The sequence below is a fragment of the Rhodococcus sp. A14 genome (genome assembly GCF_011603105.1).
GTDB classification, from domain to species: Bacteria; Actinomycetota; Actinomycetes; order Mycobacteriales; family Mycobacteriaceae; genus Rhodococcus_F; species Rhodococcus_F opacus.
Genome location: NZ_JAAOQS010000051.1, coordinates 1 through 18,549, shown reverse-complemented (window position 1 = coordinate 18,549; position 18,549 = coordinate 1). Strand labels below are relative to the sequence as shown.

Annotated in this window: 17 protein-coding genes and 2 pseudogenes; 8 read left to right on the top strand and 11 right to left on the bottom strand. The window is 66.4% G+C overall.

Annotated features, from left to right (window positions below; translation table 11 throughout):
- Positions 1–3: 3 nt before the first annotated feature.
- Genes G9373_RS24400 through G9373_RS24390 form a run of 3 tightly spaced genes read right to left on the bottom strand, consistent with a single transcriptional unit; the run spans position 4 to position 2,900 of the window.
- Entirely contained in the window at positions 4–456 is a 453-nt protein-coding gene (locus tag G9373_RS24400; protein WP_167117154.1) for a MaoC family dehydratase, read from the bottom strand.
- Between the two features lie 46 nt (positions 457–502).
- Positions 503–1,726, bottom strand: a complete 1,224-nt coding sequence (locus tag G9373_RS24395; protein WP_167117150.1) for an acetyl-CoA C-acetyltransferase — start codon at positions 1,724–1,726, stop codon at positions 503–505.
- Between the two features lie 4 nt (positions 1,727–1,730).
- On the bottom strand, positions 1,731–2,900 hold the full coding sequence (locus G9373_RS24390) for an acyl-CoA dehydrogenase family protein (protein ID WP_167117147.1): 1,170 nt from the start codon (positions 2,898–2,900) through the stop codon (positions 1,731–1,733).
- A 231-nt stretch (positions 2,901–3,131) separates the two neighbouring features.
- Between G9373_RS24390 and G9373_RS24385 the strand changes: the two genes are divergently transcribed.
- The 4 genes from G9373_RS24385 to G9373_RS24370 are packed head-to-tail and all read left to right on the top strand — an operon-like array spanning position 3,132 to position 6,364.
- On the top strand, positions 3,132–3,482 hold the full coding sequence (locus tag G9373_RS24385; protein WP_167117144.1) for a 4-coumarate--CoA ligase family protein: 351 nt from the start codon (positions 3,132–3,134) through the stop codon (positions 3,480–3,482).
- A 22-nt stretch (positions 3,483–3,504) separates the two neighbouring features.
- Positions 3,505–4,695, top strand: coding sequence for an acyl-CoA dehydrogenase family protein (locus G9373_RS24380; protein WP_167117141.1), 1,191 nt, complete (start codon positions 3,505–3,507; stop codon positions 4,693–4,695).
- Positions 4,696–4,709: 14 nt separating this feature from the next.
- Positions 4,710–5,453, top strand: coding sequence for a 3-oxoacyl-ACP reductase FabG (gene fabG, locus G9373_RS24375; RefSeq protein WP_167117138.1), 744 nt, complete (start codon positions 4,710–4,712; stop codon positions 5,451–5,453).
- Positions 5,454–5,494: 41 nt separating this feature from the next.
- Positions 5,495–6,364, top strand: coding sequence for a LysR family transcriptional regulator (locus G9373_RS24370; RefSeq protein ID WP_167117135.1), 870 nt, complete (start codon positions 5,495–5,497; stop codon positions 6,362–6,364).
- Here the strand turns inward: G9373_RS24370 and G9373_RS24365 are convergent.
- Complete coding sequence (locus tag G9373_RS24365; protein ID WP_167117133.1) at positions 6,304–7,197, bottom strand: LysR family transcriptional regulator; 894 nt, start codon at positions 7,195–7,197, stop codon at positions 6,304–6,306. The genes G9373_RS24370 and G9373_RS24365 overlap by 61 nt on opposite strands.
- Positions 7,198–7,360: 163 nt before the next feature.
- Here G9373_RS24365 and G9373_RS24360 point away from each other — a divergent pair, with 163 nt between their 5' ends.
- Complete coding sequence (locus G9373_RS24360; RefSeq protein ID WP_206032564.1) at positions 7,361–8,053, top strand: GntR family transcriptional regulator; 693 nt, start codon at positions 7,361–7,363, stop codon at positions 8,051–8,053.
- A 118-nt stretch (positions 8,054–8,171) separates the two neighbouring features.
- Here the strand turns inward: G9373_RS24360 and G9373_RS24355 are convergent, their stop codons facing one another.
- Both G9373_RS24355 and G9373_RS24350 read right to left on the bottom strand, forming a co-directional pair.
- Complete coding sequence (locus G9373_RS24355) at positions 8,172–8,330, bottom strand: hypothetical protein (RefSeq protein WP_167117119.1); 159 nt, start codon at positions 8,328–8,330, stop codon at positions 8,172–8,174.
- A 57-nt stretch (positions 8,331–8,387) separates the two neighbouring features.
- A complete protein-coding gene (locus G9373_RS24350; RefSeq protein ID WP_167117127.1) occupies positions 8,388–9,017 on the bottom strand; it encodes a helix-turn-helix domain-containing protein in 630 nt (209 codons plus the stop codon).
- A gap of 76 nt (positions 9,018–9,093) precedes the next feature.
- On the opposite strand from G9373_RS24350, the gene G9373_RS24345 reads away from it, so the two are divergent.
- Together G9373_RS24345 and G9373_RS24340 are read left to right on the top strand one after the other, a co-directional pair.
- Entirely contained in the window at positions 9,094–10,224 is a 1,131-nt protein-coding gene (locus tag G9373_RS24345; RefSeq protein WP_240960708.1) for an APC family permease, read from the top strand.
- 168 nt (positions 10,225–10,392) lie between these two features.
- Positions 10,393–11,537: pseudogene (locus tag G9373_RS24340) on the top strand (serine hydrolase).
- An 894-nt stretch (positions 11,538–12,431) separates the two neighbouring features.
- Here G9373_RS24340 and G9373_RS24330 read toward each other — a convergent pair.
- Both G9373_RS24330 and G9373_RS24325 read right to left on the bottom strand, forming a co-directional pair.
- Positions 12,432–12,740 carry an antibiotic biosynthesis monooxygenase gene (locus G9373_RS24330; protein WP_005572892.1) on the bottom strand — a complete coding sequence of 103 codons (309 nt, stop codon included), beginning with the start codon at positions 12,738–12,740 and terminating at the stop codon, positions 12,432–12,434.
- Between the two features lie 121 nt (positions 12,741–12,861).
- The gene (locus tag G9373_RS24325; protein WP_005572894.1) at positions 12,862–13,107 is read right to left on the bottom strand and encodes a sigma factor-like helix-turn-helix DNA-binding protein; all 246 of its coding nucleotides are present in this window, start codon (positions 13,105–13,107) and stop codon (positions 12,862–12,864) included.
- Between the two features lie 132 nt (positions 13,108–13,239).
- On the opposite strand from G9373_RS24325, the gene G9373_RS24320 reads away from it, so the two are divergent.
- Complete coding sequence (locus tag G9373_RS24320) at positions 13,240–14,007, top strand: hypothetical protein (RefSeq protein ID WP_167117124.1); 768 nt, start codon at positions 13,240–13,242, stop codon at positions 14,005–14,007.
- Between the two features lie 44 nt (positions 14,008–14,051).
- Here G9373_RS24320 and G9373_RS46660 read toward each other — a convergent pair.
- The 3 genes and pseudogenes from G9373_RS46660 to G9373_RS24305 all read right to left on the bottom strand — a co-directional run.
- Positions 14,052–14,222, bottom strand: a pseudogene (locus G9373_RS46660) (DMT family transporter); the annotation flags it as partial.
- A 161-nt stretch (positions 14,223–14,383) separates the two neighbouring features.
- Positions 14,384–16,759: an FdhF/YdeP family oxidoreductase gene (locus G9373_RS24310; protein WP_167117214.1), complete on the bottom strand. Its 2,376-nt coding sequence runs from the start codon at positions 16,757–16,759 to the stop codon at positions 14,384–14,386.
- 14 nt (positions 16,760–16,773) lie between these two features.
- Positions 16,774–18,324, bottom strand: a complete 1,551-nt coding sequence (locus G9373_RS24305) for an FAD-dependent oxidoreductase (RefSeq protein ID WP_167117122.1) — start codon at positions 18,322–18,324, stop codon at positions 16,774–16,776.
- Positions 18,325–18,549: the final 225 nt, after the last annotated feature.

Below are 18,549 nucleotides of genomic sequence, written 5' to 3'. Positions count from 1 at the left end.
TTTTCAGGAGACCAGGACGCGGACGGTCTCGGCGACGCACGCCGGCTTGTCCTCACCCTGGATCTCGATGGTGTATTTGACGACCAGTTGCGCGCCCTGGTTGGTGCGCTCGAACGACACGATCTCGCCGCCGGCCCGCACCTTCGCCCCGACCTTCACCGGCTGGGGGAAGCGAACCTTGTTGAGGCCGTAGTTGATCACCAGCTTCACGCCGTCGATGCGCATGAGTTCGGCGCCAAGTTTCGGCAGCAACGACAGCGTGAGGTAACCGTGGGCGATTGGGGCCCCAAACGGGCCCTGGGCGGCACGCTCGGGATCGACGTGGATCCACTGGTGGTCTTCGGTGGCATCGGCGAACACGTTCACGCGTTCCTGCGTGATCTCGAGCCAGTCGCTGTGGCCGAGATGTTCGCCGACTGCGGATTCGACGTCGTCGATTCCCTGGAATACGCGCATGACACTCTTTTCGGGTCGGCCCGGTACCGGGCGGAAGTGGAAACGGCTAGAGGTTGACGTTCTCGAACACGGCCGCGATGCCCTGCCCACCGCCGATGCACATCGTCTCGATGCCGTAGCGGGCCTGGCGACGGTCCAGTTCACGAAGCAGATTGGCCAGGATGCGACCGCCGGTGGCGCCGACGGGGTGGCCGAGGGAGATTCCGGATCCGTTGACGTTGAACCGGTCTCGCATGTCGGACTCGTCGAACTTCCACTCCCGCGCGCACGCCAGCACCTGCGCTGCGAACGCCTCGTTGATCTCGAGGAGATCGATGTCGTTGAGGGTGAGCTTCGCCCGGGTGAGGGCCTTGTCGACGGCCGGGACCGGGCCGATGCCCATCCGGTTCGGCTCCACTCCGGCGACACCCCAGCTCACGAGCCGGGCGAACGGGCGCAGGCCCAGACGTTCCGCGTTCTCGGGGGTGGTCACGATCGCGGCGGCGGCCGCGTCGTTCTGACCGCACGCGTTGCCCGCGGTCACGGTCGCCTCCGGGTCGACGCGTGACCGGATGGGTCGCAACGCCGACAATGACTCGGCCGTGACATCACGGCGCGGGTGCTCGTCGGTGGTGACGACGACGTCGGACTTACCGCGCTTGCCCGGCACCGTCACCGGGATCGTCTCGGCGTCGAACAGGCCGCCGTCCTGCGCCCGGACAGCGCGCGCGTGGGATTCGGCGGCGTACGCGTCCTGCTCCTCGCGGCTGATCGAGTACTCGCGCCGGAGGTTCTCCGCGGTTTCGATCATGCCGCCCTCGACGGGGAAGTTGACGCCGCCGGAGTTGGTGCGGGGCTTGGCCAGTCGGTCGTGGAACTCTACCGACGCGCCCTTGACGCCCCAGCGCATTCCGGTGCTGTAGAACTCGGTCTGGCTCATCGACTCGGCGCCGCCCGCGATCACCAGATCGCTCATCCCGGTCTGCACCTGCATGGCCGCGTAGATCACCGCCTGCAGCCCGGAGCCGCAGCGGCGGTCGAGCTGGATGCCGGGCACGGTGACGTCGAGGCCGGCGTCGAGCGCAGCGATCCGGCCGATGGCCGCCGCCTCGCCGTTGGCGTAGCCCTGACCGAAGATGACGTCGTCGATGTCGTCGGACGTGAGCGACGTCCGTTCGATCAGGCCCTTCAACACCGTCGAGGCGAGGGTGGTGACGGGGATGTCGCGGTACATGCCGCCGAATCCCCCGACTGGGGTGCGGACGGGTTCACAGATCACTGCTTCGTACATGGGTTCAGAGCGCTTTCTTCGCTTCGCGGACGAGGCCGCCGCCGATGATCAGACGCTGGATCTCGCTGGTGCCCTCGTACAGGCGCAGCAGGCGGACCTCACGGTAGATTCGTTCCACCGGAACGTCTCTCATGTATCCGGTGCCGCCGTGGACCTGCACCGCGAGGTCGGCGACCTTGCCGGCCATCTCTGTGCAGTACAGCTTCGCCACGGACGGGGAGATACGACGATCCTCGCCGTTGACGTACTTCTGCGCCGCGTCCCGCACCAGCGCGCGGCCCGCGGAGACGCCCACCTGCTGGTCGGCGAGCATGGCCTGCACCAACTGGAAGTCACCGATCGGGGTGCCGCCCTGCTTCGTGACCGCCGCGAAGGCGACGGACTCGTCCAGCGCACGCTGAGCGCTGCCGACGGCGAGTGCGGCGATGTGCACGCGACCCCGGGCGAGCGACGTCATGGCGGCACGGTAGCCGGCCTCCTCGCTGCCGCCGACCAGGGCGGTTTCGGGGACGCTCACGTCGTCGAACGCGACCTCCGCGGTCCAGGCACCCTCCTGGCCCATCTTCTTGTCCTTCGGCCCGACCACGACACCGGCGGTGTCGGCGGGAACGAGGAACACCGCGATGCCGGTGCCGGTCTCGTCGGCGGGACGGGTGCGAGCGAAGACCACGAACAGATCGGCCAACGGCGCGTTGGTGATGAACCGCTTGGTGCCGTTGATCGTCCACTTGCCGTCCTTGAGGACGGCGCGGGTGGTCAGGCCCGCCGGGTTCGACCCGGCCTCGGGCTCGGTCAGCGCGAACGACGCGACCACGTCACCGGACGCGATGCGCTCGAGCCATTCCGACTTCTGTTCGTCCGTACCGAAATTCACCAGCACCTGGCCCGCGATCCCGTTGTTGGTGCCGAACATCGACCGCAACGCCAGGCTCGTGTACCCGAACTCCATGGCCAGTTCCACGTCCTGCGTGAGGTCGAGTCCGAGCCCGCCCCACTGCTGCGGGATGGCGTACCCGAACAGACCCATCTCCGCCGCCTTGCGGCGAATGTCGTCCGGAATCAGGTCCTTTTCCGCGATTTCATTTTCCCTGGGAATTACTTCCTTCTGAATAAAGGTTCTCGTCTGCGCGAGAATGTCCTTGAAGTCTTCGTCACTCACTTCGCGTTCAGCCATGAAGGTGAATATCCAGCAACCCGGCCTCGCTGTCAAGCGAGTGCCACGAACGAGAACGCGCAGCGCAGACGGCATTTACGACCCATAGGAAGAGGGAAACTGTCGGTTTCCTACAGCGTCTTTGACCACGGCGGTCCGAGGCACTTCAATAGGTGTCAGTGTCCGGAGGAATTGTCCGGGCATATTCACGAACAATGAAATTTCCCGGCGAGATGGAACTCGATATTCGACATGGTTGGCAGACCCGAGGACGCACTCCTCTACAAGGGCTACACCGTCGATCCGCACGAATTGGAACAGCTGTTGCTGTCACGACGAGGCATTCTCGACGTCGTGGTGGTCGGCCGCTCCGTTCCCGGGGTCGGGGAGATGCCTGTCGCTTTCGTGGTGGCAGAAACCACGGCGCACATCACCGCCGCGGAACTGATCGAGTTCGTGGCGGCCACGGTGCCGCCGTACAAGAAGGTGCGTGAGGTGGTCTTCGTCGACGAGCTGCCGCTGTCCCCCCGGGGTGCGGTCCTGCGGTCCGCGTTGCGCGACCGTCTGAACGACGTGCATGCCGAGCAGAGTACGGAGAAATGATGAATACGGGACAGGTGGAACAATGACACGACTGGCGCAGACCGCCGGGCTCACGGATACCCAGGGCGAGATCGTCTCGGCGGTACGTGAGTTCGTGGACAAGGCGATCATTCCTCAGGCGCAGGAGCTCGAACATTCCGACACGTACCCGACGGCCATCGTCGAGCAGATGAAGGAGATGGGCCTGTTCGGGCTCACGATCCCCGAGGAGTACGGCGGCATCGGGGAATCCCTCCTCACCTACGCACTGTGCGTCGAGGAGATCGCGCGGGGATGGATGAGTGTGTCCGGGGTGATCAACACCCATTTCATCGTGGCGCACATGATCGCCAATCACGGCACACCCGAGCAGAAGGCCCACTACCTGCCACGCATGGCGACGGGTGAACTGCGCGGCGCGTTCTCGATGTCCGAGCCCGAACTGGGTTCCGACGTCGCCGCCATCCGGACCAAGGCGGCCCGGGCAGCGGACGGCAACTACGTGATCGACGGCCAGAAGATGTGGCTGACCAACGGCGGGTCGTCGACACTGGTGGCGGTGCTGGTCCGCACCGAGGAGGGTGCGGCGAAGCCCCACGACAACCTCACCGCGTTCCTCATCGAGAAGCCCGCCGGGTTCGGCGAGGTGCTGCCCGGGCTCACGATCCCCGGGAAGATCGACAAGATGGGCTACAAGGGCATCGACACCACCGAGATGGTGTTCAGCGGCTACCAGGCGGCGGCAGAGACGATCCTCGGCGGCGACCCGGGCCGCGGCTTCCGGCAGATGATGGACGGCGTCGAGGTCGGCCGCGTCAACGTCGCCGCCCGCGCGTGCGGGATCGCCCAGCGCGCGTTCGAACTCGGCGTGAAGTATGCGAAGACTCGGGAGACGTTCGGTTCGCCGATCGCCGAACACCAGGCGATCGCCTTCCGGATCGCGGAGATGGCGACCAAGGTCGAGGCGGCACACCTGATGATGGTGAATGCGGCGCGGCTCAAGGACTCCGGGGAACGCAACGACGTCGCGGCCGGGATGGCCAAGTACCTCGCGAGCGAGTTCTGCTCGGAGGTGACGCAGGACAGCTTCCGGATCCACGGCGGCTACGGCTATTCCAAGGAATACGAGATCGAACGCCTCATGCGGGAGGCACCGTTCCTCCTCATCGGTGAGGGCACCAGCGACATTCAGAAACAGATCATCAGCCGCGGGCTGCTGCGTTCGTACAACTGAGGAAGGAAGAATCAATGACACTTCTCGAGGGACGGGTCGCCGTCGTCACGGGCGCGGCCCAGGGCATCGGTTTCGAGATGGCCCGGAAGTTCGCGAGCGAGGGCGCGTCGGTCGTCCTCGGCGACATGCACGCCGAGAACGTCAAGGCCGCTGCCGGAAAGCTGGAGGCCGACGGCTTCCAGGCCGTCGCCGTCGCCTGTGACGTGACCGATCCGGATCAGATGCAGAACCTGGGAAAGACGGCGCTCGACGCGCTCGGCGCGATAGACGTGTGGGTCAACAACGCCGGCATCACCCGCGACGCGACGCTGCGCAAGATGTCACTCGCCGATTTCCGCTCCGTCATCGACGTGCACCTGCAGGGCGCGTGGCTGGGCACCCAGATCGCGTCGATCGCGATGCGGGAGGCCGGCAAGGGTTCGATCGTGAACATCTCGTCGATCTCGGGCAAGGTCGGCATGGTCGGGCAGACCAACTACAGCGCCGCGAAGGCCGGCATGGTGGGCCTGACCAAGGCGGCCGCGAAGGAGGTCGCCCACCTCGGGGTCCGGGTCAACGCGATCCAGCCCGGCGTGGTGAACACCGACATGATCCGCGCCCTGCGCGCCGACATCATCGAGGCGAAGCTCAAGGAGGTCCCGATGGGCCGCGGTGCCGAGCCCGAGGAGATCGCGAACGTCGCCCTGTTCCTCGCGTCCGATCTGTCCAGCTACATGACGGGCACCGTCCTCGAAGTCACCGGCGGACGTCACATCTGACATCCGGCGGATCGACGGGTCGTACGCAGTAGTCTGCACTGGTGGAGTCGCGTCACGTCGAGTACTTTCTCGCCACCGTCGACAACGACGGCCTCGCGCTCGCGGCCGAGGCCCTGGGCGTCACCAAGCCGTCGTTGTCGAAGGGGCTGCGCAATCTCGAGCGTGACCTCGGCGTCGAACTGTTCCACCGCGTGGGCCGCGGCCTGGTGCTCAGTGCGGCGGGAAAGGCATTCGTCGGTCCGGCGCGGAAGATCGTGCGAGACCTGGTGGCCGCCGAGAGCTCACTCGTCGACGTCTCGGGACTGCCGCGTGGCCGACTCGACATCTGCGCGTCGGCGCACGTCGCGGAAGGCCCTGTCACGGAACTGATCGGGTCCTTCCGCAAGCAGTATCCCGGCGTGGTCGTCCGGCTCGCCGACCTGCGGCCGGTCGACGTCATCGCGTCGCTGATCCGAGACGGACACTGCGAGATCGCCTTCAGTCATTTCCCCTTCGCTGCAGCCGGATTGACGACGCGCGTCCTCGGAATCCACGAGTACTGGCTGGTGGTGCCGCACGACGCCGAGATCGACTGGCGGGATCCGTTCCCCCTCGACGACCTTCCGGATATTCCCGTGGTGGGGCTGCCCAAGGAGTCGTCGTCGCGCACCGTCATCGAGAAGGCACTGCAGGCCGCTGGGAGCCGGACGATCATGTCGGCCGTCGTCGAGCAGCGGGAAGCGGTCGGTGCGTTCGTCGTCGAGGGCGTGGGAATGTCGTTCATGGAACGCACCCTCGCGGAACGAGCCGCGGTCAGCGGAGCCCGGATCTGTACCCTCGACCCGCCGATCACCGTCCCGTACGGGGTGATCTACGACGAAGCCCGGCTGTCTCCGGCCGGACGCGCGTTCCTCGGCACGCTCGCGCCCTGAGCCTCGTCGAGCGCGGCGACGAACGCCGCCGCTGCGGGTGGAAGCGGATCCGGTCGATGGACGAGACCGATGGTGCGCACCTCCGGCGGTGCGAGCGAACGCACCACGACCCCCGGCAGTTCCTGCTCGGCGACGCGCCGCGGGAGCAGGGTCGCCCCCGCGCCCTGGACAACCAGTTCCCACATCGACTGACGATGCGCACACTCGACGGCGATGTTGTCCACCCGCAATCGTGGCCGCGACCCGATCTCGACGATCATCGGAATGTCGGCAAGCAGGTCGACGGGCACCGGATCGGGTAGTTCGATCGCCAGATCGGCGTGGAGTGCCAGAACGATCTCCTGTTCCCCCACTACCCGGAACTCGAGGCCCTGGTGGTCGACGAGCAGTTCGGTGAGCCCGAGGTCGCACTCACCCGACCGGACCGCGCGGCCGACGCCGTCCGGAACGTCCGCCGACACCGTGACCAGGACCACGCGCGGGTACTGCCGATGGAACCGGCCGACGATACGCGGAAGCGGATCGGCAGCAAGAGAATTGAGAACTGCGATCGTCAGCGTGCCGGACCGCAGTTCGGCGACGTCGTGCACGACGGCCCGCGCCCGCTCCACATCGGCGAGAACCTGCCGCGCCGCGTGCGCGAACGACGTGCCCGCCGGGGTGATCCGCAGCTTCCGTCCTCCACGATCGAACAGTTCGACACCCAGATCGCGCTCGAGAGTCCGGATCGCCTGCGACAGCGACGGCTGCGCGATGAACAGCGCCCGCGCGGCCTCGGTGATGCTGCCGTGATCGGCCACGGCGACGAGGTACTCGGCGTCCCGGATGTCCACCAGTCGAGTCTAGCGGCCACGCAGTTCACCGAAACCACGCCGGTCGACGAGATGCGCAACCAAATTGAAGGCCTGCGACCGCCCCGTTTCACAAGCTCGCAACCGCATTAGAGGCCGATGGTATATTATGTCTAGTCTCATATCCGGGAAGGTGCGACCGCCGATGCCGCTGCATGACAGATCAAGGCGACAGCAACTTCCGGAGGAAGTTGCCTCGTATGTACGCGAGATGATCATTTCCGGCGACGTGCGTGCAGGCGATTTCCTACGCATCGAGCGGATCGCCGAAGCCGTGGGAGTCAGCACGACGCCTGTCCGCGAGGGGCTTCTTACACTCCGGAGCGAAGGCTTCGTCGAGTTGGTCCCCCGTCGAGGCTTCGTCGTGGCCCCGTTCACGAAGCAAGACGTGCGTGACCTCTTCTGGGCTCAGGCGCAACTGGCCGGTGAACTGGCTGCCAGGGCCGCGAAGAACATCACCCCCCAGCAGATCGCCGAACTCGAGGGAATCCTCCAGCAGCACCAGGACGCCATTGCCCAGGGCGACACGGAACGTGTCGCCTCCCTCGGTCACGCGTTCCACCGCAAGATCAACCTGACCGCGGACTCTCCTCGCCTCGCCAGACTCCTGGGCTCCGTCGTCACGAATCTTCCGGACCGCTTCTACGCCACCATCGAGGGCCAGATCACCACCACGCAGCAGGAGCATCCCGTCCTAATCGAAGCCTTGCGCAAACACGCGAGCAAGAGAGCAAAGACTCTCATGGAATCACACATTCTGGACGGCGCGGATCACCTGATCGAAGGACTCGAGCAGCGCGGGCTGTGGGATGCTGACGACGCGGCGAACGCGGGCTGATCCGCGGTCTGTCGCCCGTCTCCGTTCTCAGCGCCGTGCGCGCTGCACCGCAAATGAGTTCGCGATGGACCCGGTGGAGCCGAACGCCACGCAGGTAGGCGGTGGGTGTCGGGGGGATTTACTTGCGGAAACTCGGCGCTACCGGAAAATGGAGCCGCTGGCAGAGAAAGCCGTTGGATACGAACTGGTCTGCTCGGTAACTGCACCCACAGATGCCGTCGACGTTCTCGCGGTCGTACACGGCTTCGATGACGGCATCCGCGTCCCCGTCGCTCACTACCCCGTCGGTGTTGTGGCGGAACGAACGGTGTCGTTCGAGCCCGCTCACGATTCGCTAGGCGGACTCGGCGCTCTCGCGCTCGGCGGCCGCCAGCACAGCCTCGACCACCAGATCGTAGATCGTCCGACGATCGATGCTGGTCAGCTCCGCTATGTGGGCGCGGGCCGTCGGATACTCGGGGTCGGGAAGATGCGCGTGGATGCGCGTCCATGACGCGGCGTCCTTCGCCTGGATCTCGGGGTCCAGGGTGGCGAGTACGGCGACCTGCCCGGCGAGCCCGAGCGTGGCGTCGGCGAATGCCCGGTAGTACCGGACCGTGGCTTCGCGTGATAGGCCCGACCTCGCGAACGTCTCGAGGATCAGCTCGACCATTCGGCGCTCTGCCGGACCGCCCGTCGTGCGGGCGAACGTCAGCGCCGCGATGGCAGGTGAGCGGACCGCGGTCGCCCAGATCCGATCGGCGATGCGCCGCAAGGTGTCCTGCCAGTGCTCGCTGTCGGGCACCTCCCCGATCTCCTCCAGTTCGACCGCGGTCGCATGGTCGTGGACGGCCAGTAGCAACTCGTCCCTGTCGCGGAACAGCCGGTACAGAGTCGTCGCATCGACCTTCAGTTCCTCGCCGAGGCGACGCATGGTCAACCCGGCTGCGCCGTCACGCTGAGCGAGTTCGAACGCGGCCTTCACCGCGGCTTCCTGCTGCAGCCCCTTGCGTTCACGCCGCGTCGTCCGCGCCGGCGGTGTGGCGCGAGCGGTGTCCTACATGGCACCGAGCCTGGTCATGATCATTTTCGGCGTCATCGCGGTCGTCAGTGCCGGCACCGCGCCCACGGCGTTCCTGGTCGCGACCGGGGCGATGCTGCTCACCGCACTGAGCTACGCACGGCTGGCGCGCATCTACCCGGTCTCGGGTTCGGCGTACTTCTACGCCCGCCGCAACCTCGGCTCGGCGGCCGGGTTCCTGGTCGGATGGGCGATCCTGTTGGACTACCTGTTCTTGCCGATGGTCGCGTGGCTGGCGCAGTCGGTCCTGCTCAACGCACAGTTCCCGGCGGTTGCGATCTGGCTGTGGATGTTGATCAACGCCGGCTTGACGACGGCGATCAACGTCATCGGAATCGCACTCGCCGATCGACTCAACCGGCTGCTGCTCGCCGTCTCCACCTTCTTGGTACTGCTCTTCTTCGCGCACTGCATCAAGTTCCTCGTCGGCAATCCAGTCGCCTCCTACGGCGAACCGTTCTGGAACTCCGACAGCACGGTCGCCGGTATCTCCGCGGCAGCGGCGATCGCGGCGTACTCGTTTCTCTTTCTCGGTTTCGACGCGGTGACCACACTCGCCGAGGAGACCAAGGACGCCGCGCGAAACATCCCCCGGGCCATCATCTGGATCGTCTCGATCGGCGGCGTCATCTTCTTCGTCGTGGCATATGTCATGCAGCTCGTCCACCCCGGCGACATCTTCGACGATGCGCAGGCCGCGTCGTACGCGATGTCGGTGCAGGTCGGTGGGCAGTTCTTCGCCGATTGGACCAACCTCGCGGGAATCATCGCAGGATCGGCATCCTGCCTGGCCGTCCAGCTCAGCTCGAGCCGTCTACTGTTCATCATGGGCCGCGACGGCGTGCTTCCCCGCCGATTGTTCGGAAAGCTCAACGGCCGAACCCGGACTCCCGTGTTCTGCGTGCTCGTCACGGGCGGCATGTGCTTCCTCGGTATGGACATGCCGCTCGAAACCGCGACGGGATTCATCAACTTCGGCGCGTTCACGGCCTTCACCGCAGTCAACCTCTGCGTCATCGTCTACTACCTGCGGAACTACGCCACGGGGCAGTTGAGTGCCGTCCGCTTCGTGGTCATGCCGCTCGTCGCGCCGTCGCGACGCTGTACATGATCACCCAGCTCAGCGAACATGCACTGATCTCCGGACTCTCCTGGTTGGCAATCGGAATCGTCTACCTCGTCTGGCTCACACGCGGCTTCCGCCGGCCGACGCCCGAATGAGCTTCACCCACGAGCAGGCGGTCATCGTCGCCGCCGAACAGAGCAGCGAGGCCGTGAAATGAGCGATGCCAAGTCTTCTGTCAGCCTTGCGGATTGGCAGAGCCCACCGATCAACCGGTACACCTTCGGCCGAATGCGGCAAGTCGTGCCGACGGCACAGGTGGCTGCCAGATCGGCGCCACTGCGACTCACCGACGGCGACCCGCTCGATCTCGATCTCCCCGTCGGCACCGAAACGCTCCGTTCGGTACTGGACCGCACCTACGCCGACGGATTCATGGTCCTCCACAACGGCAGCGTCCGCGCCGAGCTGTACCCCGGAGACCTCGAACCCGACCGGACGCACATGCTGTTCTCGGTCAGCAAATCAATCGTCGGAACCGTCGCGGCAAACTTGATCGCAGCCGGTCTGCTGGACCCCGAAGCCGCACTCACCGAGTACATTCCGGAGCTTGCGAACTCCGGCTACGCCGGTGCCACCGTGCGCCACATCCTCGACATGCGTTCCGGCATCCGATTCTCCGAAGAATACCTGGAACCGGGCGCCGAGGTGCGCTACCTCGATCAGGCCGTGGGCTGGATTCCGCGCGTCGACGATTGGGTACCGCCGTCGCTCTACCAGTTCCTCCGATGCTGAAAGCGGCTCGCCCCCACGGCGGCCCGTTCGAATACCGATCGTGCGAAACGGATGTACTCGGCTGGGTATGCGAACGCGCCGCCGCCGACCGTATGCCGGCACTGCTGTCGCGGCTCGTGTGGTCGAAATTCGCCGCCGACGACATGGACGCCGGGGTAGACCGTGCCGGAGCCGTTTTCGCGGACGGCGGCCTCGCCGCGACGCTCCGGGACGTTGCGCGATTCGGTGAGCTGCTCCGCCGCGGCGGACGCATCGACGTAGAACAGGTCGTGCCGCTGCACTGGATCGACGATTCCCTGCGTGGCGCGCCCGATTCGTGTGAGGCATATTCTCAATCGCCGACCGGAACGCCGTTCCCGGGCGGAATGTACCGAAATCAGTTCTGGATTCCCCACCCCGATCGGCGTGTGCTGTTGTGCCTGGGCATCTACGGTCAGTCCATCTACATCGACATCGATCGGGGCGTCGTCGTCGTGAAACTGTCGTCCTGCCCGACACCGGTGAACGATGAACTGGACAACGCCGCATTCGCCGCGGCCGAGGCCGTCGCCGCGGCGTTGGCCTGAACGGTCACAGCGTCAGGGCGTGCGGAGGCCCCGGTCCACGGCCGCGGGGGGCCGCGCACGTCCGCCTGTCCAACGGACGGGATTCGGTAAACACGCCTCGCCGGACGACTGAACAGTGCCATCCTCTCCGAGGCAGAGAAGGCTTCCGTAACGGACTTCGCGCATTCCACAGGGGAACGAATCCGCACGATCGAGCATCCGGCGGAAAGTTACTCTCCATCATGCAGCGGTCCGCACCAAACGCCTCCACCGCGGGTTTCGACGTATGGGCGCCAGATCTCTGCCAGTTCATCCGAACCGGCCTTGGTCTGCCGACTTTCGAGGCCGAAACCCCAGAAGGGCAGGCCTAGACCACCGATCTTGCAGACGACGCTGGGCCGTCGAGCAAGATCATGCAAGGAGTCTCGCCAGCTTCGAAAGATTGCGTTGCTCTCCTCAGCGTTCGTTTCCATGCCTATCGCCAACCCCAGATGGTTCAGGATCATCGTCGTCTCTGGAACGGAGTCCGCCAATCTGCTCAAGGCCGCGCTCAGGTGGCTGCCCCTTCGCTGCAGCCAGATCCGCTGAGCCGGAACGGTGTTCGTCGGCGGCGCGTGGGCACCGGCGACAGAAGGCAGGCCGGGGCAGGGGCCGTCGTCGAGCGCGACCGCACGTTGAGCATGCCAATGCATGGATGGCGGTGTCGCAGCGTCACATTCCGGACACGAGTTCGTGAGGGACGGAACTCCTCTTCACTTCGTCGAACATTCAACGGAGCATGCTTCGACGAATCCGGATCTGCACCGCCGAACCGAAAGTCCGGCACAACCGGATCCCTGGTGGTCCGGGCGCGGCTCGATCAGCACGCCCGGACCACACGTGCACTGTTCCAGCCGGTAGCTACCGACACCCCGATCAGTCTTCTTCAGTCGCAGTGTTCTGGACCACCTCGAACCACGTGGAATCCATCTGGCCGGCTTCAAGTCCCACAAGCTCGTCACGAGTGGCGCGGAAGGCTTCGTCATGATGCCAGGCCGACCAGTCTTCTCTCGTTTCCCAGACACCGACGATGGCGCGCTCGAGTGGCTCATCGACCCCCTTGAGAAGTTGCGCTGAAATCCACCCCGGCTTTTCACGCGCCGCAGCAACCCGCTCATGCATTGCGCGGTCCCATCGCCCGGCACCCTCGTCGCGAAGCACAACTCTGGTGATGATTGTCATCATTGTGGCTCTCCTTTCCGACCCTCCTCAGAATGAACCTGTGGGTCGGCAAACTCCACGAATGCGGCGGCACACCGCCGAGACGACGTGAAAGAGGCGGCACCGCGGGATCCCGCAGCGTCGATCACTGCCATCCGCTCGCCGGACGGTCGCCGTCGACCACCGCCCCGGCGGCGAGTTGCCGCCGGAGGAGGTTGAGTGCCGCATGCTGGAGGAGGAGTACGGCCTCGACGTTCGTCCCGAGGATGCGTGCCACCTCGACGGCCGGGAGGCGGTGCGCGAGCCGGAGTCGCAGCACCGTCCGGTGGCGGTCGGGGAGGCTGTCCATCAGGGTGACGGCCCCGGCCGCGTCCTCGTCGTCGATGGTCACGACAGGCCTTTCTCTCGGATCGCACCACTGTCGCCGACCCGATGTCCCAGGTGGAAGGGACCGGCGTCCCGACCGTCCGGGATCCTGTCGACACGGCTCCGACGGTCCGCCCGACGCTTTACGCTGAACGGCATGGCCGCTCTTCGCGCGGAGTGGATCAGGATCTGGCGCAACCCGGCCGACACCCTTGCGACCGTCGCGTTCAACGCCGTCCTGATGATCGGGGCCTGGTTCCTGCTCCCCCGGAACTGGTTGTTCGAGTGGACCGGACCGTCGGGTTTCGCTCTGGCCCTCGCCGGCTGGATGTACGCCGACGTCACCGCCACCAACGTGCTGGCACCGGACCGCGAGCGCGTTCTCGCCGCACTCGACGACCGGGACGCGCTGGGTGCGTTGCTCGCCGCCAAGGCGGTGGCGCTGTGGATGTTGATCGCCCCGATCTGCGCGACCATCGCGATCGCCGTGGGTGTCGTCGAGCAGGACTGGCTGTTCACGGCGGTGGTGGTGGTCGCGGTGGCGCTGTGCCCGTTCGGTGCACTTGCCGGGTCGAGTCTGGTCGGGGTGTTCTTCCCGTACCACCAGCGGTCGTTGCGGTGGCGGTGGGAGCAACGCGCCCGGTGGCGCACCGTCGTCGTCCGGTGGCTGATCCTGCTGGTGGTGCCGTACGGGGTGTTCCCGGCGTTGTCGGTGGCGATCGCCATGGTCCCGGTCGTGCTGTGGCGCCTCGTGCGACCGGCTGATGTGCACACGCGGATCGGCACCGCGGACTTCGCTCTGTGCGTCGCCCTCGCCGTCGTCATCTCCGCGCTGATGTGGGTCGCGGCACGTCGAATCGCCGTGTCACGCATACAACGCCACGAACCGTTGGCGGCCTACCTGCGCGATCGGGACAGGGGCTGAGCCGGATCCGTGCCGGTGTCCTCCACGACGGCGGCGCCGCCCGCCAGCCCGATCAGGCAGATCACGATCCAGTGCCGGGTCTCCGCGCGCTCGACGCCCGGTCGCGGGTCGCCGAGCACGACGAGGACCGCGATCGCCGCGGTGAGGGCGGACGCCCACAGCCAGTCGGCGCGTGTGACCGTGCGCCCGGAGAACCGGGCACCGAGCGGCAACGCGACAGCAGCGACAGCACGGAGTCGGTCACAGTCATTCACTGTAAGTGCAGAATATCCGGTTCGCCCCGAGACGTGAGCGCCGAAGCGCACTCCCGGACACATCGCCGCTCACCTGCGCAGGTGAGTGGGAAAGCGTGCCGGGACACACGATGCCACTCACGTCAGGAGAGATGCTTCGGCTGGGGGGTCGACTTGTGGAATCGGTCCGATCCGACCTCGTCCTGGCTCGCCTCCGGCGGGCATTCGGCGCTGTATTTGCCGGCGTGTTCCAGGGAGACGACGACGGACTTCGACGTGGGACAGTTGCTGCCGGCCGCCGTGGAATCGAGCGGGACGAGCGGGTTGGTCTCCGGGTAGTAGGCGGCGGCCGAACCCCGGGGCGTGTCGTATTCGACAATCCGGAAGTCGTGGGCGCAGCGGACGCGGTCGTCTTCTGCCCAGTGTGTGAAGAGGTCGACCATGTCGCCGTCGTCGAATCCGAGGGCGGCGATGTCGTCGCGGTGCAGGAAGATCACGCGGCGGCCGCCCTCGATTCCGCGGTAGCGATCGCTGAGCCCGTAGATCGTGGTGTTGAACTGGTCGTGGCTGCGGATCGTCTGCAGGATCACGTGCCGCGGGGGCACCTGCAGCACCTCGATCGGGGACACCGCGAATTCGGCGCGCCCCGAGTGGGTGGGGAACGTCCGGGAATCACGCGGCGGGTGCGGCAGGACGAACCCGCCCGGCCGGCGGACGTTGACCTCGTACCCCTCGCAGCCGGGCACCACCCGCGAGATGTGCAGGCGGATGTTCGCGTAGTCGTCCCGCATCTTCTTCCACTCGAGACCGTAGCGGTCGCCGATCGTGGCCTCCGCGATGCGGGTGACGATCCCCACCTCCGAATCGAGGTGCGGGCTGGCCGGTTTCAATGGACCACGGGAGGCGTGGACCGAGCACGTCGAGTCCTCGACCGAGATGAATTGCGGCCCGCCGGCCTGGACGTCCTGCTCGGTGCGGCCTTTCGCCGGCAGGATCAGGGCGGTGTCACCGCACACGAGATGCGAGCGGTTGATCTTCGTCGAGATGTGGACCGTCATCCGGGTCTTGCGCAGTGCGGCGGCGGTGACGTCGGTGTCCGGGGCGGCCTGGACGAAGTTGCCGCCCAGCCCGAGGAAGAAGTGCGCCTTGCCGTCACGCATCGCCCGGATGGAATCGACGGTGTCGTAACCGTTCTCGCGGGGCGGATCGAAGTCGAATTCCTTCGCGAGCGCGTCCAGGAAGTGCCGCGGCGGACGCTCCCAGATTCCCATCGTGCGGTCGCCCTGCACGTTCGAGTGCCCGCGCACCGGCAGCAGCCCGGCACCGGGTTTGCCGATGTTTCCCTGGGCGAGAGCGATATTGGTGACTTCCTTGATGATCGCCACCGAGTTGTGGTGCTGGGTGAGTCCCATCGCCCAGCAGAACACGGTGGCGTCGGAATCCCGCAGGAGCCGGGCCGCGTCGGTGATCTGTTCCCGCGACAGCCCGGTCGTGCGGGTGACGACGTCCCAGTCGATGTCGGTGACGTGCTGCTTCCACAGCTCGAATCCGATTGTGTGCTGGTCGATGAACTCCTGATCGAGGGCATCCCATTCGACGAGCAGTGAGCCGAACGCCTGGAGCAGGGCCAGGTCGCCGTTCAGTGCGATAGGCAGGTGCATGTCGGACAAGTCGGTGCCCGGGCCCACCATGCCGCGGGGCGTCTGCGGATTCTTGAAGTTGACCAGGCCCGCCTCACGGAGCGGGTTGATCGAGAGGATCTTCGCACCGTTCTGCTTGGCCTTCTCCAGCGCCGACAACATCCGCGGATGATTGGTTCCCGGATTCTGACCCTGCAGCACAATGAGTTTCGCCTGATAGACGTCGTCCATCGTGACGCTGGCCTTGCCGATGCCGATCGACTCCTGCAGCGCGATGCTGGTCGATTCGTGACACATGTTGGAACAGTCGGGCAGATTGTTCGTCCCGAACGCGCGGACGAACAGCTGGTACGCGAACGCCGCCTCGTTGGACGCCCGGCCGGACGTGTAAAAGATCGCCTCGTCCGGACTGTCCAGGGCGTTCAGCTGATCCCCGATCAGGGTGAAGGCCTCGTCCCATTCGATGGGTTCGTAGTGCGTTCCTCCGGGCCGCTTCACCATCGGATGCGTGATCCGGCCCTGCTGCCCCAGCCAGTGCTCGCTGTGGCAGTCGAGCTCGGCGATACTGTGGCGGGCGAAGAATTCGGGTGTCGCGCGGTCGCGGGTGGCCTCTTCCGCCACCGCCTTGGCGCCGTTCTCACAGAACTCCGCGGCGTGCCGGTGGCCCGGCTCCGGATCGGGCCACGCGCAGCTCATGCAATCGAACCCCTCGGCCTGGTTCAGTTGCAGCAACGTCTCGGCCGTACGGACCACGCCCATGTGCTCGAGCGCGCGCTTCATCGACACGGCGACAGCGGTCGGGCCTGCCGCGTGGTCCTTCGGGGGCCGCACCTCGAGATCGGCCTCGTCGTAGTCCCGTTCCTCGTCCGTGTGTCGCATCATTCAGCCTTTCGTCAGGGCGACCTCCCCACCAGTCGACCGAGATAGTCGATGACGTCGTCGGCCGCGGTGGCCGCGGCGGTGAGCGCGACGTACCCGTCGGGCCGCACCACCACCAGCGTGCCACCGTGTGCCCCGTATGCGCTGCGCGCCAAACCGCGGTCGTCGACGACGTCCACGCCGGGACCGCGGGAATCGCCCACCACCACGTACTTCACGTCGTCGGGCGCATCTTCGGCCAGGGTCTGCAGGATGTGCCGGGAGCCGCCGCCGAACCCGAGGACCGTGAAGTGTGTCCCCCGGAACACGTCGAACAGTCGCAGCGGCGTGCCGTCGGGGCTCAGGCAGGGCGCGTCGGGTGCGCGATCTCCGGCGCGCAGACCCGTCGTCACGTCCCCATCCCGCGACAGTGAACTCCACGGGTAGCCCAGACCGAGTTGCTGGCCGTCTTCGGTCACCGCGCCCGCAAACCCCTCGGAGTCCTCGCGCCCGAGGTTCGAGGCCACCTTCTGCAGTCCCGCGCTGCTCACCCCGAGCGTCCAGCGCGCGAGCGGCAATCGTTCCTCCTGGTACGTGTCGAGGAGCGACGGGTCCGCGGAGCCGGCCAGGACGAGAGCCAGTTTCCACCCGAGGTTGTAGGCGTCCTGGATTCCCGTGTTCATCCCGAGCCCACCGGACGGCGGATGAACGTGGGCCGCGTCCCCGGCCAGGAACACCCGGCCGTCGCGGAAGCGGTCCACCATCCGCACGTTCACATGCCAGGTGGACAGCCACGTCGCTTCGGACAATCGCACGCCGGGGCCGCAGGCGATGTCGTCGAGAACCCGCTGGAAGTACTCGAGCGACGGTTCGGGCAGGTTGCCCTCCTCGTCGAAGTCCGCGAACGGCACTCCCTGGAACTGCCAGGAGTTGATTCCACGGAACGGGCACAACGCGACGAACCCCCGCTCGGGGTGCGTCCACTGGTACCAGCGGTCGGGGACCAGCCCGTCGACGGACACGTCGCCGAGGAGCATGCCCTCGATGCCGCCCGTCCCCTCGAACGACACCCCGAGCGCCTTGCGCACCGCGCTGCGCCCGCCGTCGCAGCCGACCAGGTAGCGCGCCATGACGGTCCCGCCGCCGGCGAGCCGGACGGTCACCTTGTCGGTGGTCTGCTCGAAGCCGACCACCTCGACGCCGCGCTCCACGTCGATCCCGAACTCCGACAGTCTTTCTCGCAGGATCTGCTCGGTCCGCCACTGCGGGATCATCAGACCGCCGTCGTACGGCCGATCGGGCGTGGGGCTCAGGTCCGCGTGCGGGTCGCTGTCGCGCACCACCTGGCCGCGCACCGCGACCCGGCTGGGCAGGTGCCGGAACCCCGCCTCGACGATCTCGTCGACGATGCCGAGATCGTCCATCACTTCCTGGCTGCGCGCGGTCAATCCCTTTCCCCGCGAACCTGCGAACGGCTCGGGCGACTTGTCGAGGATCCGCACCTCCGCGCCCCGTCGCGCCAGTTCCAGCGCGAGCGTGAGCCCGGTCGGACCGGCACCGGCCACCACTGCCTCGGTAGCGCTCATGGCGTCATCGTATTCGCGACGGCACCGATCCGGCGGGAAAGTCGCCGCACAATCGTCGACGAAGGTTCCCGCTCACCGGTCTCGCGGAGTGATCCTCTCGCTCAGAAGTTTCCGCGGGCGGCTTGTTCGCGTTCGATGGCTTCGAAGAGGGCTTTGAAGTTGCCGATGCCGAAGCCGAGGGAGCCGTGGCGTTCGATGAGTTCGAAGAACACGGTGGGGCGGTCG